The sequence below is a fragment of the Halobellus captivus genome, assembly GCF_007655485.1.
GTDB lineage: Archaea > Halobacteriota > Halobacteria > Halobacteriales > Haloferacaceae > Haloquadratum > Haloquadratum captivum.
Genome location: NZ_VJXQ01000001.1, coordinates 732555 through 755405 on the forward strand (window position 1 = coordinate 732555; position 22851 = coordinate 755405).

The window sequence follows — 22851 nt, forward strand, 5'->3', positions numbered from 1 at the left end:
ACCGTGGCAGTACTGCGTCACTCCTCGGACGTCTCGTCGCGGTCGTCGCCCGCTGCGACGTCCGTGCGGTAGCGCCGGTAGAGGTCGTACGTACGGTAGAGCGCGAAGAGGCCGATCGCGACGCCGCCGCCGCCCCACACCCACTGGCCTCGGAAGCCGATCAGTAACAGCCCCAGGCTGATTCCCGCGAGCGCGACGTTGGCGTAGATGACCGTCGCCCAGAAGTACTTCGCGAGGTCGCCGTCGATGTTGACGCCAGCACCCTCGTCGTCGACGTCGTCACCGGGGACTTCGACGGACGGAACCGTGGCGAGATCGGTCTCGGGATCGCCCCACCGACCTTCGGGATCGGGCTCCTCGGGTTCGTCGGGCCAGTCGTCGAACTCCGTCGGCACGTTCGGATGCAGGAAGGGTCACCGCAAAAACGGTTCGTTCCGGCGCGCGGTCGAGACGTTCGACCAGAGCGGGGTGCGTTCCACTGCACCGCATAGAGGCCTTAGGCCCCAGAAGGGGTGCGTTCCGCCGCACCGGAGAACGTTCAGCAGTGCTCGGAAAGCAGAATCGTCTGTGACGTCTCGACCCACGCCAGCGGGTTCTGCGGGTCGTAGAAGACGACTCCGCCGTCGACCTCATAGGACTCGACGTCGTCGAGTCCGCTCGCTTCGCCCACCCGCGCCGGTGCGGCTGGCGACCGATCCGTCCGTTCGGAGTCCACAGGGTCGACCATTGTAAATCGTGTTATGTGTTACCATATTATAGGTCTTGCGGGTCCGTCAACAACTGACTGGTAATTGCTGGCCGACAATCATTGACCGATAATTGCTGGCCGACGGTCACCGATCGGCTACGACTGGATGACAATCACCGATCGACGGTCGGGGGCAATGCCGAAGCTTTTACTCGACAGTGTCGAAGGCGTCCCTATGAAACAGGCAGGGCTCACGGACAACTGGGGGGGCGGCGGTGGCTCCGCCGACGGCCCCCGGCCCGAGGACGAGGCGGTCGCCGTCGCGGGAAACGGCACCCAGCACGTCTCAGAGGTCGTCGACGCCGAGGATATCCGCTTCCCCGACGCCGACGACACAATCGAGCTGATGGTGACCCAGGTGAACTACTCCGTCGAGGGCAGCGGCGACCGCGAGTACCCCGTCGTCCACGTGTTCGGCAGGACCCGAGAGAACGAGGTCGAACACGTTCGCGTGCTCGGATTCGAGCCGTACTTCTACGCGCCGACGGACACGCTCGACGACGACAAACTCGACAAGAACGTCATCACGCGCACCGAGGAGGGCTTTCAGAGTATCCGCGGCGACGAGCTGACGAAGGTCTGCACGCGGACCCCGCGGGACGTCGGGCAGATCCGCGACGAGTTCGACCACTACGAGGCCGACATCCTCTTTCCGAACCGCCTGCTGATCGACAAGGACATCAAGAGCGGCATCCGCGTCCCCGCCCGTCGACTCGGCGACGAGCCGGACGATCCGGACGCGTCCGGGGGCGAGAAACCCTCGATCCAGATCCCGCACGACGAGATCGAGCCCGTCGAGGTCGACGCCGACCTCCGCGTGAACACCTTCGACATCGAGGTCGACGACCGCTCGGGCTTCCCCGAGGAGGGCGAAGAGCCGATCGTCTGCCTCACGAGTCACGACTCCTACCGCGACGAGTACGTCGCGTGGCTGTACGACGCTCCCGACGCGGGCGACGGCGTCGGCTCGCCGGAGTCGCTTCCGGGCTACGAACCGCTCCGCGACGACACCGAGATCGAGGTCCGCACCTTCGAGCGCGAGGGCGAGATGCTCGACGCCTTTATCGCCTACATCGAGCGGACCGATCCCGACGTGCTGACCGGCTGGAACTTCGAGGACTTCGATATGCCCTACCTCCTCGATCGGATGGACGTGATACGCCCCACCTCCGAGTACGATCTCGACCCCGAGCGCTTCTCTCGAATCGGCGAAGTCTGGCGCAGCGGGTGGGGCGGCCCCAACGTGAAGGGCCGGGTCGTCTTCGACCTCCTCTACGCGTACAAGCGCACGCAGTTCTCCGAACTGGAGTCGTATCGCCTCGACGCCGTCGGCGAACTCGAACTCGACGTCGGAAAGGAACGCTACGCGGGCGACATCGGCGACCTCTGGGAGCAAGAGCCCGAGCGCCTGCTCGAATACAACGTTCGCGACGTGGAACTCTGCGTCGAGATCGACCGCAAGCAGGAGGTCATCGCCTTCTGGGACGAGGTGCGTACGTTCGTCGGCTGCAAGCTGGAAGACGCGACGACGCCGGGCGACACCGTCGACGTCTACATCCTCCACGAGGCCCACGGCCGCTTCGCCCTGCCGTCGAAGGGACAGGCCGACGCGGAGGACTACGAGGGCGGCGCGGTCTTCGATCCGATCACCGGCGTGAAGGAGAACGTGACGGTGCTCGACCTGAAAAGCCTCTATCCGATGTGTATGGTGACGATCAACGCGTCGCCGGAGACGAAGGTCGACCCCGACGGGTACGACGGCGAGACGTTCCGCGCCCCCAACGGGACGCACTTCCGGCGCGAACCCGAGGGGATTATCCGTGAGATGATCGACGACCTCCTCGCCGAGCGCGAGGAGAAGAAGTCGCTGCGAAACGAGAACGATCCCGGGTCCGCCGCCTACGAGCAGTACGACCGACAGCAGGGGGCTGTCAAGGTGATTATGAACTCGTTGTACGGCGTTCTCGGCTGGGATCGATTCCGCCTGTACGACAAGGAGATGGGCGCTGCGGTCACTGCGACCGGTCGCGACGTGATCGAGCACACCGCCGAAGCAGCGAACGAACTCGGCAAGCGTGTCATCTATGGAGACACCGATTCGGTGATGTTAGAACTCGGCGGCGACGTCTCCAAAGCGGACGCGATCGAGCAGTCGTTCGAGTTGGAGGCGCACATCAACGACTCCTACGACGAGTTCGCCGCCCGCGAACTCGACGCCGAACACCACCGCTTCCAGATCGAGTTCGAGAAGCTCTATCGGCGGTTCTTCCAGGCGGGCAAGAAGAAGCGCTACGCGGGCCACATCGTCTGGAAGGAGGGCAAGGACGTCGACGATATCGACATCACGGGCTTCGAGTACAAGCGCTCGGACATCGCACCGATCACGAAGGAGGTGCAAAAGCGCGTCATCGAGATGATCGTTCACGGCGAATCGAACGACGCCATCGCCGACTACATCCACGGGATCATCGAGGACTTCGAGACGGGCGAGGTCCCGGTCGAGGAGATCGGAATCCCCGGCGGAATCGGCAAGCGGCTGGACGCCTACGACACCGCGACCGCGCAGGTCCGCGGCGCGAAGTACGCCAACGAGTTCCTCGGGACGAACTTCGGGCGCGGGTCGAAGCCGAAGCGGCTCTACCTGCGGAAGGTCCACCCCTCGTGGTTCCGGAAAATGGAGGGCGAGAAGGGATTCGACCCGCAGCGAGACGCCCTCTACGGCGAGTTCAAACGCGACCCCGACGTCATCTGCGTCGAGTACGACGACCAGCTTCCCGAGGAGTTCGAGGTCGACTGGGACAAGATGTTGGAGAAGACGCTGAAGGGGCCGATCGATCGCATCATCGAGGCGCTCGGGATGTCGTGGGACGAGGTGAAGTCGGGACAGGAACAGACCGGCCTCGGAAGCTTCGTGTAGGGCGCAGAAGCAACTCACGGGGACTGCGGCGACGTAGCCGTTTTCGGTTTCGTGAAACACAAATAATTTTTCTCGACAATAAAGAGACGAGGGGCGAATGCGTAACCATTATGGGCGTTAGAACCCATTTCACAGTCACGAGGCAACGAAACAACGATGGCTACACTCGAAATCAAGAACCTCCACGCGAGCGTGGCGGAGGAAGGCGGCGAACAGATTCTTCGCGGCGTCGACCTGGAGGTCGACTCCGGTGAGATCCACGCCCTGATGGGTCCAAACGGGTCGGGGAAGTCGACGACGGCGAAGATTATCGCCGGGCACCCCGCCTACGAGGTGACTGACGGGCAGATCCTGCTCCGCTTCGGCGAGGACGAGGTCGACGACGACGTCCCCGAAGAGAAACTGACGTGGGACCTTCTCGAACTGGAGCCGAACGAGCGCGCGGCGCTCGGTATCTTCCTCGGCTTCCAGTACCCCGCAGAGATCGAGGGCGTCACAATGACGAATTTCCTGCGGACGGCGCTCAACGCGAAGCTCGAAGAGCGCGAGGAGCTCTTCGAAGACGAAGACGAATCCGAGGAGGCGGAGGCCGACGAGGACGAAGCGGGCTACGAGACGTCGCCGATGGAGGGCCCCGCAGACGAGGGCGAGGTCGGCGTCGCCGAGTTCCAAAAGCTCCTCAAAGAGAAGATGGAGCTGCTCGACATGGACGAGAAGTTTATGCAGCGCTATCTCAATGCCGGGTTCTCCGGCGGTGAGAAGAAACAGAACGAGGTGCTGCAGGCGGCCATCCTCGAGCCGTCGATCGCCGTCCTCGACGAGATCGACTCCGGGCTCGACATCGACCGCCTGCAGGACGTCTCGAAGGGGATCAACGCGCTCCGCGACGAGCAGGGCACGGGCATCCTCCAGATCACCCACTACCAGCGGATCCTCGAATACGTCGAGCCCGACCACGTTCACATCATGCTCGACGGCCGCGTCGTCAAGAGCGGCGACGCGTCGCTGGCCGAACAACTCGAAGACAAGGGCTACGACTGGGTCCGCGAGGAAGTCTACGAGACGGCCTAACCCGACAGTGAACACACAACTACACCCATGAGTTCCGAACAAGACCACCTCAAAGAGACGGACACCGAAGCCCGCTTCGACTTCAAGAAGGAAGAGACTTCGGCGTTCCAAACCGAGAAGGGCCTGACGGAGGAGACCGTCCGGGTCATCTCCGAGGACAAAGACGAACCCGAGTGGATGCTGAAGCGTCGGCTCCGCGCGCTCGAACAGTTCCAGGAGATGCCGATGCCGACCGACTGGCCCGGACAGCCGGACCTTTCGGAAGTCGACATCGCCGAGATCGTCCCGTACATCCGCCCCGACGTCGACGTCCGCGCGGGCGTCGACGACTGGACGGAACTGCCCGACGAGATCAAAGACACCTTCGACAAACTGGGCATCCCGGAGGCCGAGAAGAACGCACTCTCCGGCGTCGGCGCGCAGTACGAGTCGGAGGTCGTCTACCAGAATATGCAGGAGCGCTGGGAGGAGAAGGGCGTCATCTTCTGCAACATGGACGAGGCCGTCCAAGAGCACGAAGAGATCGTCAGAGAGCACTTCATGACGAAGTGCGTGCCCCCGAGCGACAACAAATTCGCCGCGCTTCACGGCGCGGTATGGTCCGGCGGCTCGTTCGTGTACGTCCCCGAGGACGTCACCGTCGAGATGCCGGTCCAGGCGTACTTCCGGATGAATTCGGAGGGAATGGGCCAGTTCGAGCACACGCTCATCGTGGCCGAGAAGGGCTCGGAAGTCCACTACATCGAGGGCTGTTCGGCCCCGAAGTACTCCGCGTTCAACCTCCACTCCGGCGGCGTCGAGGTGTTCGTGGGCGAGGACGCACACGTCCAGTACTCGACCGTTCAGAACTGGTCGAAGAACACCTACAACCTCAACACGAAACGCGCGCTCGTCGAAGCCGGGGGACGAATGGAGTGGATCTCCGGATCGATGGGCTCGAAGGCGACGATGCTGTACCCCTCGAGCGTCCTGAAGGGCCGCGGCGCCTCCGACAACCACATCACCATCGCCTTCGCGGGCGAGGGCCAGAACATCGACACCGGCGCGAAGGTCTACCACAACGCGCCGAACACCAAGTCGACGATCGAGTCGAAGTCGATCTCGAAGGACGGCGGCCGCACGAACTACCGCGGCCTCGTTCACATCGCCGACGGCGCGGAGAACTCTTCCACTGCGGTCGAGTGCGACGCGCTGATGTTCGACAACGAGTCGACCTCCGATACGATGCCGTATATGGAGATCAACGAGTCGAAGGTCGACGTCGCCCACGAGGCCACAGTCGGAAAGATCGGCGACGAGGACATCTTCTACCTCCAGTCGCGCGGTCTCGACGACGACGACGCGAAGCAGATGATCGTCTCGGGCTTCATCGAGCCGATCACCGAGGAACTGCCGATCGAGTACGCGGTCGAACTGAACCGCCTCGTCGAACTCGAAATGGAGGGCAGCCTCGGATAGTATGAGCAGCGCACAACTTCCCGCGAACCTGTCAGAGCAGACGGTTCGAGAGATCTCGGAGCGGCGGGACGAACCCGAGTGGCTGCTGGAGGCGCGGCTCGACGCGCTCGACGCGCTCGACGCCATCGACCTGCCGGACGTCATCCAGACGCCCGGCCGCCGCTGGACCAACCTCGAAGCGCTCGACTTCGAGTCACTCGTCGACCCGCTCAATCAGGCCGACGAGACCGAGCGCACGGCGGACGAAGGCGTCGACGTGCTCACGTTCACTGACGCGCTCGAGGCGCATCCGGATCTCGTCGAGTCCGCGTTCGGCTCGACGATCGATCCGCAGGAGAACTACCTCACGGCGCTGTCGGCCGCACTCTTCACGACCGGAACCGTCGTCTACGTCCCCGAGGGCGTCGACGCCGAGGACGTGACGATCCGCGCGGAGATGAACTCCCGCTCGCTGTTCAGTCACACGCTCGTGATCACCGAGGAATCCTCGTCGGTGACGATTCTGGAGAGCATCGAGTCCGGTGCCGAGAGCGACGACGCGCGGTACTTTTCGAACCTCGTCGAAATCGACGCGGGCGAGAACTCCTACGTGCAGTACGGATCCCTGCAAAACCTCGCAGAAGATACCTACAGCTACTCGCTCAAGCGCGCGGACGTCGGAACCTACGCCACGGTCAACTGGATCGAGGGCAACCTCGGTTCGCGGCTCACCCGCTCGGACGTCGAATCCGAACTCAACGGCGACTCCGCGGAGACGAAGATCGTCGGCGCGTTCTTCGGCCACGACGAACAGCACTTCGACGTCAACGCCCGCGTCTGGCACAACGCCGAGAACACGACGGCCGACCTCGTCACCCGCGGCGTCCTCGACGACGCCGCCCGATCGGTGTACGAGGGCGTCCAGGACGTCGGCCGCGACGCGTGGAACACCTCCTCGTACCAGCGCGAGAACACGCTGATGCTCTCCGACGAGAGCGAGGCCGACGCGTCGCCGAAGCTGATCATCCACAACCACGACACCGAGGCGTCGCACTCGGCGACGGTCGGACAGGTCGATCAGGAGGACCTGTTCTATATGGTGTCGCGCGCGATCCACCCCGAGAAGGCGCGCAATATGCTCGTCGAGGGCTTCTTCGTTCCCGTGCTCGACGAGATCGACGTCGACGAGTTCCGCGAGGACCTCGAAGAACTGATCGCCGCGCGGCTTCGGTAACGGCGCCCGGTTCGCCCCTCACCGGCGTCTCGGTCGGACCCTTACCGACCTCTCGGTTCGTTATCCCCTCTCGATTCGTTATCTCCCATTTTCCCGCGGACACTGTCCGGTCGGCGTGACGCAGCGCGGTCCCGGAGACGGATCGCTCCACGCGAGCGACCGCTCGTCCGAATTTCCGTCGGTGTCGCCGACGCCGAGTTTGCCGGGCGGGACGACCGCGAGCGCGACGGTCCGGACGCTGAAATCGACGCGCTCGCTTCGCCCCAGCGACTCCTCGGCCCCGTCGGCATCGACGTCGAGCGCGACCGCAGAGCCGTCGCGGACGTACGTCGTCTCCGATCCGGAGACGCCCACGGTGAACCGGCCGTACGCGCCGCGCGATTCGACGATCCAGAGGTTCGCCGTGGCGACCCACGGGCTGAGCGTCGGCGAGATAGGGAGCCCCGCGGGAATGCCGCCGACGGTGTCGTTCGTCGCTCGCGTGATCGCCGTTTCCGTCGCGCGCTCTGCGGCGTCGTTCGCCTCTCGTTCGATCTCCGCGCGCACCGAGGAGACGGCGTCATCGACCGCGGATTCCGGAACGCGAACCCGCTCGGAGCTCGCGACGTGTCGGAGATCCACGCGCAACGCCGTCCGAATGCGATCCTCGGCGACGGCGGACGGATCCCCGCGGCCGCCCGCTCCCGCGTCGATCGCGACCGACGCGACCTCGCGCGCCAGCGAGCCGTCGGTGGCCGCCACCGCGCGCTCGCCGGGGCCGTCGAAGCGGGCAAACGAGCGACGGACGACCCAGTCCCGTTCCTCGCGCGTGAGCGCCGTCTCCCGCATGAGGGTCCGCCTCGCCGTTCGGCGGACGTCTCGCATCGATCCGTCGACCTTCCGCTCGAGGACGTCCCGTTGGTCTCGGAGCGTCGGGTCCGGATGCGACTCGAGCGTCCGGTCAGCCGAGACGAGCGCCTGTCCGGCCGTGTGCAGCGACACGCGGCCGGGATCGCCGAACAGCACCCGCGTGACGATGTCCGCGGTGTCGCCGTAGGGGACGCTGAACACGTTGACGTTTCTGACCGCGAGACCAACGTACTGCTCGTCGTCCGCGACGCCGTCGACGAGCGCGCCCTCGACGGGGTCGGGCGCGAGGTAGGCGGGGTCGCCGTCGGGGACGAACGTCGTCTCGCCGCGAGCGCCTGCTTCCGTCCCGTGATCTACCCGAGGCGCGGGTGGTTCGGGCGTGAGCGACGCGAGCTCGTTCACCCGCGAGGCGGCGAGCCCCCTCGCGCTCAGCGCGCGCTCGATCCCGGCGTTCTGCGACTGGGTCGCACCGGCGCGCTCGTCGAGCCGCGCGACCACCCGATCGAGGTATGCCTCGCGGGCGGCGATCCGCGCGCGGTCGGCGACGCCGTCGTACGCTCGCGGAGCGTCGACCAGGTCCACGCGGCGGTCGCGAATGACCGATGCGAGTTCTGCAGCCCCGTTCTCGCGGCCGGTCGCGGCGTCGCTGGCCTCGACTTCCACCGAGAGACCGCGAACGCGCTCGCGGAGGTCGGCGACGTCGGCGTAGATCCAGGAATCGAGATCGGCGGGGCGCTCGCCGGTGACCGTCCGCGACGCGCTCGTCCGGCCGCCGGTGACCGCTTTGCGAGCGATGGCGTCGGGACCGCCGAGGTCCGAAACGAGCGCGCCGCTCGCGGTGCGGCCTTCACGCAGATTCGGGCCTGAGAGTGCACCGCCCGATCGGAACAGCGGCCGGACGGATCGGGTCGGTGCCGCGCTCCCGCGCAACCGGGCCGTCGCCGTCACGCGGACGCGGTAGACGTCCTCCCACGACGCCGCAGTCGTCCGCGGCGTCTCGTTGAGCTTCACCCACGTCCGCTCGACCCGCCACCGCTCGGTGACGCGCCGGGTGGCCGCGTAGAGCCTGCGCTCACCGGTCCCGATCCGTGAGATCGACCGAGCGCTGCCGCCGCCGCGCACGGAGACGTCCTTCGAGGTATCGGAGAACACGAGCGTCCAGTTCTCTCCGGGCGCGCGGGGCGAGGGTCGACGTTCGTTTCTGACCGTCTGCGCGGTGGTGCTCACGGAGACCGTGGCCTCGTAGCCGCCTCGACTGATCGAATCGAGGCGCTTCGCGCCGTTCGAGCCCCGAAGCAGTTCCAAGAACGCCTCGTCGGCGGTCTCGTTCACGCCCACGGAAACCGTCCGAGTCGCGGGGAGCGCGTCGGAACCGCGTTCGGCGTCTGCCCGCTCTGCGGCGTTGGGGTCCGGTAGCTGTCCCGTGACGGCGGACGCGACCCGAGAGTTCGACTGGAGATCGAGGACGTCGGCCGCGCCGGTCCGGACCGTGGCCGCTCGAACGCCCGCGGCCGCGTCGGGATCGCTCCGACCGAAGGCCGCGCGCTGCGCGTCGAGCAGTCCGGCGTTCGTCGAGAGCGCGACGTGGCGGTTCGCGACGACGTTCGAGATCGGCAGGCCGCCGTACTGCCCGAGCCCGCGGGCTTGCGCCATTGCGGTGACGCCGACAGTCGTGCGCCGAGCGAGTCCCGGCCCTTCGAGCGGTCCGGCGTCAAGGCGGGCTTGAAAGCTCTCAGTTCTGTCGTGGAGTGCCAGTACCGGTACGCCCACGGTGACAGTCCGATCCACCCGTCGGGTGTCGACGACGCGGCCGTCCCGCTCGACCGTCAACTCGACGTCGCGGATCGTCGCGCGGAGTTCAGTTCCGTCGTCGACGCCCTCGATCGAGACGCGGTCGATCGCGTTCGGGACCGGCTCGGCTGAGTCACCGAACGATGCGCGGGCGAGGCTGCCGCCGCGGCGGTGTTCGACCGGATCGATCGCCTCGCGCGCGGCGAGGAAGATCCGGAGTCGAAGGTATCGGCGGAACGTGTCGGGACCGTCGAGCGCGGCACCGGCCTCGGTGTCGGCGGCGACCGTCACCGGCTCTCGCGCCGCGGCGCGGGCGGCGTCTCGAACGGCCATCCTGAGCGCGGCCGTCACCTCTGCGTCGACGCGATCGGCGGCGATATCGGCCGATCGATCGACCGGCGCGGCCCCCGGCGTAGCGAGCGATGCGGCGAACGCAGAGCTCCCGACGAGCAGCAGCACGCCGACGAGTGCGAAGGGGACGCGGCCACGGTTGTCGTCCGCGAGTCGCATCAGCGCACCTCCGAGGCGGGCGACCACGTCCGGACGACGATCCGGACCGACGAGACCGTGACCGCCTCGGCGGCAGCCGTCGGCGTGTCGTAGCGGGCGCGGAGCTCATCGGCGATCCGCGGGGCGAGCGCGGCCGTGACGCGCGCGTTCGCCGCCGCGGTGTCCTCCGTCGCGAGCGGTTCCGCGAGCGATACGTTCTCCTCGGAAGTCGCTTCGTTCGTCACCGCTTCGAGCCGCGCGTACCGATGTCGAACCAACGCGGCAGACGGATCGTTCCCGCGGAGCGTCGTTTTCGCGGGACCCGCCGGGACGAGCACCGCGACAGTTCGATCGGCCACGACCGCACCGAGCGACTCGAAATCGGTCGTCGCCGATGCGGGAACCGGCTCGATTCCGGTCGGTACGACGAGCGTCGCGGCGTGAACGCCGTTCCGCGGCGGCGTCGGACCGACGCCGACCGCCCCGCCGACGGGCGAACCGGGGTAGGGACGCCACGTCGCGTCCACGCGGACGGTCGCGCCGGTCCGCGTCCGAACCGCGTCGGCAACGCCTCGTCGGAAGGACGCTCGCGTCCGGGTGAGCGGTTGAACCTCCGACGCGCGCGGGGTCGACGCGTTCGGATCCGCGCTCGCTTCGAGGTCGACGCCGCTGGTCGCCGTCGTGGCGCGCGCGAGCAACTCCGCGAGACTCCCGTGCGCGGTGCGGTCGAGTTCGGGCGAGTCGAGCGGAATCTCGGATCCGCCGGATGCCGCATCGCGCGCGTCCAACTCCCGGATGCCGGGCGCGAGCGAGTAGTCGACCTGCGCCGTCGTCGTCGCGAGCGCGTCCGCGACCGCGTCGGCCGCTCCCGGCGTTGCTGGCGGCGACTGCTCGATCGTGACGAGGCCGACGACGGCCGCCGAGACGAGAAGTAAGGAGACGACGGCGTCGATAGCGACGTTCATCGCCACACCCAGACGCGGAGCGTTCCCCAGACGACGTCGCCGTCGGCCATCGAGACGCTCACCGGACGCTCGGCGGCGTCGACGGCGGTGGAACCGGTGGCAGCGCTCGAACCCGTTCCATCGGCGTCGACAGTCGCCGCAGGCTCCGGCGGGTGGCGCCCGTTCGTCCACGTTCCCCTCGACGTCGTCACCGCGACGGCGACGCGGTAGCCGTCGGGTGTGGCGGGGCCGTCGTCCGGGAGACCGACCGGCGAGACGACGCCGCCGTCGCTCACCTCGTCGTAGACCCGTTCCAGCGTCGGTTCGGCGAGCGCATTCGCGGTCTCACCGGGCGTGACCACACCCAAGGTCGTCGCGTACAGCGAGAGCCCGGTACAGACCGCGAACAGCGCGATCAGGGCGACGAGCGGTGTCGTCTGCGCCCGCGACGCTCCGAGCGCGGATTCACGCGTCGACGAGAACGACATTCACTCCCTCCCACGAGATCCGTCGGACGATGAGCGTGCGTTCCACGGGACGCCAGGGGGCGTCACTGGCCGCCGCTCGCGCGTCGACGACCGCCTGCCTGAACGCGTCCGGCGAGTCGAAGGCCCGTTCCGGCGGCGTGCCGTACAACACGTCCCGAAGCGGCGAGTCGTCGACGGGAACGGGCGTGACCGGCCCGAACGCCAGCGTCGCGTGCGCCGTTCCCGACCCGGATCTGAGCCCGATCCGACGCGTCCCGAGCCTGATCTCGTCGGCGTCGAGCGGGTGCTCGCCGGTGGCGGCGTACTCCGCGGCGGCGACGCGGTCCACCGTCGCGGCGGCGGCCCCTGCGTCCGGCGGCGGTGCCGTCGGAAGTCCGGTCGCCGCGCCCACGAGCGCCACGCCCGCCAGCGAGAGACCGATCCAGCCGTACCACGCGTCCAGCGTCAGGTCGAACATAGCCCCGTTGGCCGCGTTTCAGTATATAAACCATCGCCTCCGAGTGGCGAGTGGATCGCCGGTCGCGGCCGGATCAAAACAGCATCGACGCGCCCAGGAACGCGACGAGATACGTCACCGTTGCCGAGACGAGGGCGAGGCCGACCCGGTAGCCGACGAGCGAGCGGTCGAGGCCGCGGTCGAGCCCCGTCGCCAGCGCGGTGAGAATCACCGCGAGCGCGAGCACGTACACGCCGACGGCCGCGCCGAGCGTCGCGGGCGGGAGCGTCGCGGCACCCGGCGCACCCGCTCCCCCAACCGCTGCGCTCGATCCGGCGACTGACGCACCCTGCATCGTCGCACCCTGTGCCGTCGCTCCCGACCTCGTCATCTGCGTCGCCATCGCGACGGTCGCGCCGCCGACGAGCGGACCGAACAGCGCCGCGGTGTGTCCCAGCGTGCCCGTGATGGCGGCGAGTTCCCGTCGCGCCTCGTCCTCGACGCGCCGGAGTTCGGTGAGGTGATCCGCCAGTCGGACGAGCGTCGCGCCAGCCGGGCGGCCCTCTTCGGCGGCGACCGCGAGAAGCGAAGCCGTCGCCCGCGCCCGTCGACTCGGCAGATCGCGCAGCGCGCCGTACTCGCCCAGAAACGCCCGGTGAACGCCCACTTGCAGGCGACGCTGGACGCCAGCGGCCGCGTCGAACAGGTCGCTGGTCCGCCCAGTCGTCGCCGCCGCGGCCGACTCGATCGCCGTTTCAACGGCCTCTCCGGACCCGACGCGGCGCCCGATGACGGCCGTCGCGTCGGCGAGACCGGCTTCGACCTCGGTCACGTCGCGCCGGACCGCGGCCATCGGTCGGTAGTGAACGACGAGCGTCGCGCCGACGCCGACACCCACAGCGGCAACGGGCGCGGCCCACGAAGCGACGAGCGAACCGCCGCCGAATCCGAGACCGATCCCGATGACGCCCGCCGGGACGCCGTGGGGCGATCCGGAGGGAACGTCCGGATGCGCGGTGGTCACGCGGGGAGGCGCGATCGCGATCGGACGCCGGAGAAGGAGCCACGCGCCCGCGCCGACGAGCCCGATCGGGAGAAGGAGATCGTACAGGACCACGAACACCGACGTGGGGATCGTCACCCCACCGGCGCGGGCGGCGGGCAGTACGCCGACGAGCGCGAGCGGGAGGAGGACGCCGAAGGCGTAAATCCCGCTGGCGGGACCGCGCGCCTCGCCCGCGAACTCCACCATCTCCGTCCGCGCGCCGTCGAGAACGGTTTCCAGCGCGCGGTCGAGTGCGCGATCCCGTTCGTCGGCCGGGGCTTCGACGGCGGCCGCGAGCAGCGCGATCGACCGTTCGAGCGCGGGAAACCACGAACGCCACTCCGAGGCGAAGGCGTCGAGCCCCGCGGACGGTCCCGAGCGGGTTCGTTCGGTATGGGCGGTCAGACTGCGGGCGAGCGGCCCCGTCCCGGTCCGGGCGGCGAACGCCGCGGCCCGCTCGGGCGTCGCTTCGAGGCGGAGGCTGAGCGCCGCGCGCGCGACGATCCCCGGCGCGTCACCGAGTGCGCGGGTCCGCCGGAGCGTCGCGGCGGCGACGGGGAGCCGGTGGACGACGTGAGTGGCTCCGAGGCCGACGCCCGCGGCCGCCGTGACCGACGCCACAACGGGGAACGCGGGAAGGAGCACGACGAGCGCGCAGAGCGTCAAGAGAGCGACGGGAGCCGCGGCGACGTATCCGGCGCGAACGAGGGTGTCGGCGCGGAGTTCGCTGCCGAGAAACGCCAGCGAGCGGTGGAGTTCGTCGGTCGGTTCGACCTCCCCGGGGTACCACCCGGCGAGCGCGCGAGTGATCCGACGGATCCGAGCGGCGCTCGCGGTCATTGCAGACTCCCGTTCCGACTCCGATCACACGCGTCGGGCGTCGTCAGCGAGGCATTCGCGAGTCGGTCGAAGCGGGCCGTCCGACGGTCGAGACGCGACAGGAGGTCGCTGTAGGATCCTCCGTCGCGACAGAGCCGCTCGAAGACCGCGCTGTCGCCCCGCTCGACGGCCCCCGTCGACTGGAGTCTTCCGTCACGACGCTGAAACAGCGACACGAACGCGGATTCCTCGCCGGTCGTCCGCACTTCTTCGACGGCGGCGACGTACCGCGAGTCGCCCTGGCGCGCGCAGGTGACGACCAGATCCGTGGCTCCGAACGACGACGGTGCGACGCCGAGATCGGAGACGACGCGCTCTCGGACCGCGGAAGCGGAGTCACCGTGGATCGTCCCGAGCACGGCGTGGCCGTGCGCGCCGACGCGCATCGCCTCGTACAGGGACTTCGCTTCGTCGCCCCTGACTTCGCCGACGACGAGCGCCCCGTCGCCGAGCCTGAGCGCGGTTCGCAGCGCGTCCGTCGGGGAGAATCCGCCGGTCACGGCTCCGCCAGCGGTTCCGCTCGACCGACTCCCCCCCGCGCCGCCTCCGCCGCCCGCACCCACGTCGGTGTGTAACGCCTGGACGTCGCGGCCGTGCTCGCGCAGCGCGTCGACGGGAAGTTCCGGGGTGTCCTCGATGCTCACGAGTCGCGTCGTCCGTGGAAGCTCCCACAGGAGCGCGCCGAGGAGCGTCGTCTTCCCGGCCCCGCGCGTGCCAGCGACGATGGTCGCCGCACCGCGTTCGGCGGCGAGAGAGAGGAACGCCGCCGCGTCGGCCGGAAGCGATCCGGCGGCGACGAGTCGCGGGAGCGTCCACGCGTCGTCGTCGCGGGCGCGGAAGGCGAATCCGACCCCGTCGCTAGCGGGTGCGGTCACCCCGGCGACCCGGATCCGACGCCCCGTCTCGGTGACGATCGACGCGTCGAGCGCGGGCGAACTCCGCGAGAAGGCGCGACCGCTCTCGCGGCGGAACCGCGAGGCGAGCGAGGCCGCGCCGTCCGGCGTCAGGCGGACGTTGGTCGGAACCCGCTCGCCGTCGACGACGACCCGGACGGGCGCGTCCGTCACGGGGGCGGAGACGACGACGTCGGAGATCCGCTCGTCGGCGAAGAAGTGCTCGAAAACACCGAGACCGTGGGTGTGTCGGTCGAGTACCGCGGCGAGCGTTTCGATTGGATCGTCCGCCCCGGTGACGCGCCTGACCGCCCGTCCGGCCGCGCGCGGCCCGCCATCGACGGATCCGTTCGCGAGGACGCGGTAGGCCGCCGAGAGCGTCGCCGTCGCGTCGCCATCGAGACCGTGCGCGACCGGCGTGAGGTGATACAGCGGCCCGTCAGGCGTGTCGTATCGGCGCGCCTCGGCACCGGTCGGCAGCGAACGCGTCTCGCGAAGCGCGGCCGACGGCGGGGGACGCGTCGAAACGCGAGCCCGGCAAACGGTCGGTCCGACGAACGCGCGGAGGGCACTCTCGTATCGACCGCAACCGGGGCGTGAATCGGTCGCGTCGGTTCCGTTGATCGAGTCGGTCGCATCGGTCCCATCGGTTCCGTCGATCCAGGCGGTCCCGTCGATCGCCGCCGTCGATCGCCGTTCGGTAACCCGCTCGGCACCCGCCGCGAGCCCGGATTCGGCCGCGATTCGTGCGAGCGCGCCCGCCCGGCCAGCCGCCCGATGGGCGGCCCCGAGCGGATCGACGCGAGCGCGCTCCGCCAGCGATTCGTCGTGGACGCGCGCCCGTTCGGCGAATCGCCCCGCGGCGAGCAAGAGCCCCACGGCTGCGTCCGAATACGCGCGTTCGACACCCTCGGAACGCGTTCGGACGACGTCGACGTCGCGGTCTTCGAGCGCGGCGATCACGGTCGCTCGGCACCCCCGACTGCGGGCCAGATCGCCCGCTCCGGGGCAGGCCGATCCGTCGGCGACGAGTTCTCGACGATCGGCCATTCCCGTTCCGATAGGCTGTTCGAAGTCGATATCACACCGACATTCGTGGGCCGTTTCCGGCGTCTCGGCTTCACCGCCGCCCTCGTGTCGGTCGCTGCCGCCGTCCGTCGTCAGTCCCAACGCCGCCGAGAGCTCGTCGACGGCTGCCGCCACTGCGGCGAGCCCTGAGACGCTCTCGGCGGGCGATTCGTCTGCGAGGGGTTCGTCCGCGGTCGATCCCTCGGGCGTCAGTTCGTCCGCGGCGTGGTGCGCGCCGTCGCGGGGCAGAGTCATAGCGCCGGTGGCCGCGTCTCCGTATATAAACGGTCGGTCCGGGCGCGTTTCGGCGTCTGGAGCAGAGACGTGTCTCTTCGTCGTTCACCCGCGCGTCACGACGAGCACCGGCTGCCCCCTGTCGGCGACGAGCGCGATCGACACCGCGTGCCGCCCGGTCGCCTCGAACACGACGGGACCGTCGGGCGTGCGCACCGGGGTCGGAATCGAGAGGCTCCGAAGGCGAGTCGAACCGGTAGACGGCCCGTAGACCACGGTCGAGCGGTTTCCCGGGCCGTCAGGTTTCCCGCCGACGGCGACGAACGACGGCCGCGCGGTCGTCAGCGACGCGCGCGGGAACCGGACGGTCACGCGTCGCGTCGCCGCGTGGCTCCGCCTCGAGGTCGCGTCTTCGCCCGTTGCGAGCGCTCGTCCGGCGCGTTCGATTCGGTCGATCGTCCCCTCTAGTTTCGCGTCCGTGCCGGTCGCTCGGGCGTCGTCGATGGCGGGCATCGCGGCCGCCAGCGTCGCCACTGTCAGCACCGCGGCGACGACCAGGCGGATCACCGGAACGCGTCGCGGAGTCGAGTCGCCAGCGACTCGTCGTCGCCGTCGGGCAGTCCCGCGTCGGGATCATCCGCGTCGAAGTCGAATGCGCCGCCGGGTCTCGGAGACCGAGAGTCGCCGTCGAGCGGAGACTGAGTATCGCCGTCCGGCGGAGACCGAGCATCGCCGTCCAGTGGATCCTGAACATCGCTGTCGTCGGCGACGGTCGAGCTGTCTGGCCTGCGCGCCTCGGCGAACCGCTCACGGACCAGGCCGTCGTCCGCGGGCGCGAGCTGTCGTTCCAACGACTCAACTTTCGCGAGCGCGATCGACGCGCGCTTTTCGACGCGCTCGTCGACGGTTTCGACGCCACCGAGAAGTCCGCGTACCGCGTCGATCTCGGCTTCCACCGCCGTCAATCGGCCGTCGAGTGCCTCGATCTGCGCTTCGACCGGCGGATCGACCTCCATCGTTTCAGTCGGCGCTGGTGGTCCGTCAGTGGACGAGGTTTCACTCGTTGCAGTCCGTTCGTCAGTGGACGGCGTTTCGCCCTCGCGAACGTTCGGTTCGGTATCACTGGCGTTCGATTCGGTATCACTGCCGTTCGGTTCCGTCGTCGGCTTCGAGCGCTCGCCCATCTCCGGGGAGGTGGTCATACCGCGAGTGGTTCCGCCATCGGTTATAAACACCAGCACCAACGTTGAAGGTCCACCTCGGAGATACACGGGTATGAAGTCCGTCCTGATTGGCGTCGGCCAGGCCGGGGGAAAGCTCACCCGGGAACTGGTCGACTTCGACGAGCAGATGGGGTTCGGTTCCATCCGCGGCGCTGTCGGAGTCAACACCGCGCAGGCAGACCTCCGTGACCTCCCGTTCGAGACCGTTCTCGTCGGCCAAGACCGCGTGAAAGGCCAAGGCGTCGGCGGCGACAACGAACTCGGTGCGGAAGTGATGCAATCGGATCTCCAGGAAGTCCTCGCCGCGCTCGACGGCCGCATAACCGCCGGAACCGAATCGATCTTCGTCGTCGCGGGACTCGGCGGCGGCACCGGCAGCGGCGGCGCACCGGTCATCGCGAAAGAGCTCAGTCGCGTGTACGACGTCCCGATCTACGGCCTCGGAATCCTGCCCGGCCGCGACGAGGGATCGATGTACCAGGTCAACGCCGGGCGGTCGCTGAAGACGTTCGCTCGCGAGGCCGACTCGCTTCTCCTCGTCGACAACGACGCTTTCCGCTCGGTCGGCGAGAGCGTCACCGAGGGATTCGATTCCATCAACGGGGAGATCGCCAAACGAGTCGGGCTGTTGCTCGCCTCCGGCGAGTCCGTCGACGGCGTCGCCGAAAGCGTCGTCGACTCCTCGGAGATCATCAACACGCTCCGGAACGGATCGATCGCTGCGCTCGGCTACGCCTCCGCGGAGGCGGCCCCCGAGGCCGAGGACAACATCAACACCGTGATGAGCACCACCCGCCGCGCGCTGCTGACGGGATCGAGCCTGCCGGATACGACCGACGCGGAGGCCGCGCTGGTCGTCGTGGCCGGGAAGCAAGAGGCGATCCCGCGGAAGGGCGTCGAGCGCGCCCGCCGCTGGGTCGAAGAGGAGACCGGAAGCCTGCAGGTCCGCGGCGGCGACTTCCCGCTTGCGAGCGATCGCATCGCGGTGCTCATCCTCCTCGGCGGCGTGGAGCGCTCCGAACGGCTGGAGGCGTTTATGCAGCGCGCGAAAGACGCGCGAGAACAGGAGGCGACCGCTGAAACGAAGCCGTCGGACCCGGGCGATCTGTGGGCCAACGACGAACTCGAAGACCTGTTGTAAGCGTCGGGGAATCGTTTCTGCGCTGTCGGTCGAGACGTGCCCTCGACCGTCGCTACTACTGGCGGCGATCGTTACTGCTGGAGGAGGCTCGCGCCGTCGAACTCCGCGCGGGCGTAGTCGACGTCCATCAGATCGAGGATCGTCGGCGCGATGTCGTAGAGATCCGCGTCCGTGATGTCGACGTCCGCGTCGTCGACGAACAGCGAGGCGTTGTCGAAGCTGTGCATCCCGTTCCGGGGCCCTTTCCCGAACACGTCCTCGTGGCCTTTGAACCCGGATTTGAGATCGAAGCCGTGGTTGGGGACGACGACGAGGTCCGGCGCGATGTCGTCGTGGTCGCCGCGGAAGGCGTCCTCCTTCTCGACGACGCGGTCTGCGACCTTCCGCCCGTCCGGCCCCTCCATCGCTTCGAGTTCGGCTTTGAGTTCGGCGCGCGCCTCCTCGTACTCGTCCGCCGGGACGCTGCCGCGCGGTTCGCGCCCCTCGAGGTTGATGTAGAACCGCCCCGGAATGAGCGAGTACGCCCGCGCGTCGTCGGCGATGTCGCCCAGTTCCTCGTGGTCGTCGTCCGCATAGGAGAGCCAGCCCTGCTCTTCGAGCCACGCGTTGCAGTGGACCTCATAATCCAGCGAGGTGAAACCGTGATCCGACGCGACCACGAGCGTCACGTCCTCGGGCAGGGAGTCGCGGATCTTCCCGATGTAGTCGTCGAGCTTCTCGTAGAACTCGATGAACGCGTTCTTGTTCTCGCCGTCGCGCTCGTAGTCCTCGAAGAGGAAGTGGTTCACCCGATCGGTCGTCATAAAGACGCCGAAGAAGAGGTCCCAGTCGTCGCGGTCGAGAATCGAGGAGAAGGCGTCGTACCGACGGTCGAGCGTCTCGTGCGCGTTCTCGACGAAGTCGGATTTGTCGTCGTCGTGGCCGAGTTTGGCGTTGACGTCGATGCGATAGCCCAACTCGTCGAGTTCGTCGCGGAACTCGTCGGGGTGGGCGGCCTTCTTGACGCCGGGGGAGAGGAATCCCGAAACCATCCGCTGGACGTTGCGCTGCGGCGGGAACGTCACGGGGACGTTCATCACGCTCGCCTGTCGACCGTCGTCGGTCACGCGGTCCCACAGGCGCGTCGCCTGCACGTCGCGCCCCATCGGAACGTAGGTGTCATACGAGCCGTTCTCGCGGTCTTGGAAGCCGTATACCCCCGTCTCGCCCGGGTTCACGCCGGTCGTCAGCGAGGGCCAGCAGGCGGAGGACTCGGGGGGAACGATGCTTTCGATCGCACCGGCGCTGCCGTCGTCGGCGAGTGCGGCGAAGTTCGGAAAGGTGTCGGGGTTATCGGCGAGGAGACTAAACGGTACGCCGTCGATACCGATGAAGGCGACGCGCGGGTGGTCTTCCCCGCGCAGCCGGTCGAACAATCCCATACCGTCCGTATTTCCTCGTGGCTCATAAGAAGTTTCGTCTCCGCGCGAACGACTGCCGCTGTCTCGGACGCGGAACGCTCCAACCGAAACAGAGCGGCTCCGACTGTCACAGCCCAGATCCGACTGACACAGAGCGGCTTCACCTGCCACGACCCAGAATCGGCTATCACGGTCTGATTTCGACGGTCACGATCCGGAATCGATCGCAACCGAACCGCACGCGCGAACTCGACGCCCGGAGCCGAACTCGCCGAAGGAGCGAAGTACGCGCCGCGGTAAGGAGTGAGTAAGAGCCGTGAAGGAGTTCGAACGAAAGCAGCTGTTGGAACGCGTCAACCGCGAGGCCGCGACCGTCGGCGCGGAGATCCCCGACGCGATCGACGTCCAGGGCGAGGAGATCGATCTCCGCGAGTTCGTTTTCGAGATCAAGCGTCGCGACACGATCCCGTCAGGCGAGCGCGACCGCGTCGAGGACGCGAAGCGGAACCTCCGCCGGGAGCGGCGACAGCGACTCCAACGAATCGAAGACGGCGATGTCTCGTACGAGAAAGGGGAACGTCTCGCCGAGAGTATCGTCGGCATCGATCGAGCGCTGAACGCGCTCGAACAGCTCCGGGCGGTCGACCTCGAACGGGAGGCGGCGGTCCAGGCGACCGCCGACCAGAAGCGCTGGGTGCGCTTCCTGAAGCAGGCGCTCGGTCGCGACGACGCCGGTGGCGGGCGGGGTTCCGGCGGCGGACGCAGATCGGGAGGCGGCAGAGGGTCCCGAGGGGGTCGGCGGTGAGTCGAAACGCGGAGGTCGCAAGACAGCTCGAACTGTTCGCCGACCTCCTCGAAGCTGACGGCGTCGAGTACAAACCGAACGTCTACCGTCGGGCCGCCGAGAACATCCGCGAGCACCCCGAGCCGATCGAGGCGCTTGCCGCGGAGGGCGAAGCCGCCGTCGAGGAGATCGACGGCGTTGGCGACGCCATCTCATCGAAGGTCGTCGAGTACGTCGAAACGGGTGAAATCGGCGAGTTAGGGGAGCTACGAGAGGCCCTGCCGGTCGACATCGAGGTGCTCACGCGCGTCGAGGGCGTCGGCCCCAAGACCGTCGGTGCGCTGTACGACGCGCTCGGGATCACCACGCTCGACGAACTGGAGGAAGCGGCGACGGACGGGAAGATTCAGGAGGTGAAGGGGTTCGGCACGAAAACCGAGTCGAACATCCGCGAGAACATCGAGTTCGCCCGCCACGCGAAGGAGCGCGAGCGGCTCGGCGACGCGCTTCCGCTCGCGGAGGACGCGCTCGGCTACCTCCGCGACGTCGACGGGGTCGAGGCCGCCCAGATCGCGGGATCGATCCGCCGCTGGCGCGACACCATCGGCGACGTCGACGTCCTCGTCGCGTCCGAGTCGGGGGAGCGGGTCGTCGACGCGTTCGTCGAGTGGCCCGCCGCGACCGACGTCATCGAAGCGGGCGAGCACAAGGCGGGCGTCCGCATCGACGGCGTTCGCGTCGACCTCCGGGTGGTCATTCCCGAGGAGTTCGGCGCGGCGCTGCAGTACTTCACGGGCAGTAAAGATCACAACGTCGAACTCCGGAACATCGCAATTTCTCGAGGACTGAAGATGAACGAGTACGGCGTCTTCGACGTTTCGGACGTCGAGGACCCCGACGCGGGCCAGCGGGTCGGCGAGCGGATCGCTGGCGAGACCGAGGAGTCGATGTACGCCGCGCTCGATCTGCCGCTCGTCCCGCCGGAGATCCGCGAGGGGACCGGCGAGGTCGACGCCGCTCGCGAGGGGTCCCTTCCCAACCTCGTCGAGGAAGGGGACGTCCGCGGCGACCTCCACACCCACACCGACTGGTCCGACGGCCGCGCGTCGATCGAGGAGATGGTCGTCGCCGCCGAGCGACGCGGCTACGACTACTACGCCGTGACGGACCACGCGACCGGCCCCGGAATGGTCGGCGGCGTCGGTCTCTCGGACGCGGAGCTACGCGAGCAGACGGACGCGATCGAATCGGCGCGCGCGGGGATCGACTCCAACCTGACGCTGCTTCACGGCGTTGAGACCAACATCGACGCCGACGGGGACCTCTCGACGGACGACGACCTGCTCGCCGACCTCGACGTCGTCGTGGCGTCTCCGCACGCCGCGCTCGGACAGGACCGCGAGACGGCCACCGATCGGCTCGTCCGCGCCGTCGAACACCCGAGCGTGGACGTTTTAGGCCACCCCACAGGGCGACTCATCAACCAGCGCGAGGGACTCGACCTCGACGTGGCACGGCTCGCGTCGGCGGCCGCCGATGCGGGGACGGCGCTGGAGATCAACGCCGATCCCGCCCGTCTCGACCTTCGCGGCGAACTCGCTCGCGTCGCGATCGAACACGGCGCGACGATCGCCGTCGACACCGACGCTCACGCACCGGGTACGCTCGACGTCATCCGATACGGCGTGCACACGGCCCGCCGCGGGTGGTGCGAGGAGGCAGACGTGCTGAACGCCTGGACCGTCGACGACCTGCGATCGTTCCTGCACTGAGCGTTGGA

Annotated in this window: 18 protein-coding genes; 7 read left to right on the forward strand and 11 right to left on the reverse strand. The window is 68.2% G+C overall.

The features are described from left to right. Positions 1-17: 17 nt before the first annotated feature. Positions 18-395, reverse strand: a complete 378-nt coding sequence (locus FJT57_RS03610) for a DUF7322 domain-containing protein (protein WP_144901767.1) — start codon at positions 393-395, stop codon at positions 18-20. 143 nt (positions 396-538) lie between these two features. After that, entirely contained in the window at positions 539-727 is a 189-nt protein-coding gene (locus FJT57_RS03615; protein WP_144901769.1) for a DUF7331 family protein, read from the reverse strand. Between the two features lie 196 nt (positions 728-923). Here FJT57_RS03615 and FJT57_RS03620 point away from each other — a divergent pair, with 196 nt between their 5' ends. The 4 genes from FJT57_RS03620 (at position 924) to sufD (ending at position 7407) form a co-directional block, all read left to right on the forward strand. Further along, a complete protein-coding gene (locus FJT57_RS03620; RefSeq protein WP_144901771.1) occupies positions 924-3665 on the forward strand; it encodes a DNA-directed DNA polymerase in 2742 nt (913 codons plus the stop codon). Between the two features lie 156 nt (positions 3666-3821). Further along, positions 3822-4736 carry an ABC transporter ATP-binding protein gene (locus tag FJT57_RS03625; protein ID WP_144901773.1) on the forward strand — a complete coding sequence of 305 codons (915 nt, stop codon included), beginning with the start codon at positions 3822-3824 and terminating at the stop codon, positions 4734-4736. A gap of 27 nt (positions 4737-4763) precedes the next feature. Further along, positions 4764-6194: a Fe-S cluster assembly protein SufB gene (gene sufB, locus FJT57_RS03630; protein WP_144901775.1), complete on the forward strand. Its 1431-nt coding sequence runs from the start codon at positions 4764-4766 to the stop codon at positions 6192-6194. A gap of 1 nt (position 6195) precedes the next feature. Further along, positions 6196-7407 carry a Fe-S cluster assembly protein SufD gene (sufD, locus tag FJT57_RS03635; RefSeq protein WP_144901778.1) on the forward strand — a complete coding sequence of 404 codons (1212 nt, stop codon included), beginning with the start codon at positions 6196-6198 and terminating at the stop codon, positions 7405-7407. 78 nt (positions 7408-7485) lie between these two features. Here the strand turns inward: sufD and FJT57_RS03640 are convergent, their stop codons facing one another. The 8 genes from FJT57_RS03640 to FJT57_RS03675 form a co-directional block, all read right to left on the reverse strand. Beyond that, positions 7486-10557 (reverse strand): DUF7286 family protein, encoded by a 3072-nt coding sequence (locus tag FJT57_RS03640; protein ID WP_144901780.1) that lies wholly within the window; start codon positions 10555-10557, stop codon positions 7486-7488. Beyond that, positions 10557-11501, reverse strand: a complete 945-nt coding sequence (locus FJT57_RS03645; protein ID WP_238993892.1) for a DUF7284 family protein — start codon at positions 11499-11501, stop codon at positions 10557-10559. Before FJT57_RS03645 ends, FJT57_RS03640 begins: the two co-directional genes overlap by 1 nt. Beyond that, a complete protein-coding gene (locus tag FJT57_RS03650) occupies positions 11498-11968 on the reverse strand; it encodes a DUF7285 family protein (protein WP_144901783.1) in 471 nt (156 codons plus the stop codon). Before FJT57_RS03650 ends, FJT57_RS03645 begins: the two co-directional genes overlap by 4 nt. Continuing rightward, a complete protein-coding gene (locus FJT57_RS03655; RefSeq protein WP_144901785.1) occupies positions 11946-12425 on the reverse strand; it encodes a DUF7283 family protein in 480 nt (159 codons plus the stop codon). The genes FJT57_RS03650 and FJT57_RS03655 overlap by 23 nt, the downstream gene beginning before the upstream one ends. Before the next feature lie 73 nt (positions 12426-12498). After that, positions 12499-14289, reverse strand: a complete 1791-nt coding sequence (locus FJT57_RS03660) for a type II secretion system protein (protein ID WP_144901787.1) — start codon at positions 14287-14289, stop codon at positions 12499-12501. Continuing rightward, a complete protein-coding gene (locus FJT57_RS03665; protein WP_238993893.1) occupies positions 14286-16544 on the reverse strand; it encodes a type II/IV secretion system ATPase subunit in 2259 nt (752 codons plus the stop codon). The genes FJT57_RS03660 and FJT57_RS03665 overlap by 4 nt, the downstream gene beginning before the upstream one ends. An 84-nt stretch (positions 16545-16628) precedes the next feature. Further along, the gene (locus tag FJT57_RS03670; protein ID WP_144901790.1) at positions 16629-17090 is read right to left on the reverse strand and encodes a DUF7311 family protein; all 462 of its coding nucleotides are present in this window, start codon (positions 17088-17090) and stop codon (positions 16629-16631) included. Further along, entirely contained in the window at positions 17087-17725 is a 639-nt protein-coding gene (locus FJT57_RS03675; protein WP_144901792.1) for a DUF7310 family coiled-coil domain-containing protein, read from the reverse strand. Before FJT57_RS03675 ends, FJT57_RS03670 begins: the two co-directional genes overlap by 4 nt. Positions 17726-17798: 73 nt before the next feature. Between FJT57_RS03675 and FJT57_RS03680 the strand changes: the two genes are divergently transcribed. After that, a complete protein-coding gene (locus tag FJT57_RS03680; protein WP_144901794.1) occupies positions 17799-18887 on the forward strand; it encodes a tubulin/FtsZ family protein in 1089 nt (362 codons plus the stop codon). Between the two features lie 71 nt (positions 18888-18958). On the opposite strand, the gene FJT57_RS03685 is transcribed toward FJT57_RS03680, so the two are convergent. Further along, the gene (locus FJT57_RS03685; RefSeq protein WP_144901796.1) at positions 18959-20308 is read right to left on the reverse strand and encodes an alkaline phosphatase family protein; all 1350 of its coding nucleotides are present in this window, start codon (positions 20306-20308) and stop codon (positions 18959-18961) included. Between the two features lie 295 nt (positions 20309-20603). Between FJT57_RS03685 and FJT57_RS03690 the strand changes: the two genes are divergently transcribed. Continuing rightward, positions 20604-21092, forward strand: a complete 489-nt coding sequence (locus tag FJT57_RS03690) for a DUF5788 family protein (protein ID WP_144901798.1) — start codon at positions 20604-20606, stop codon at positions 21090-21092. Further along, entirely contained in the window at positions 21089-22843 is a 1755-nt protein-coding gene (polX, locus tag FJT57_RS03695) for a DNA polymerase/3'-5' exonuclease PolX (protein WP_144901800.1), read from the forward strand. The genes FJT57_RS03690 and polX overlap by 4 nt, the downstream gene beginning before the upstream one ends. The last annotated feature ends 8 nt before the right edge of the window (positions 22844-22851 follow it).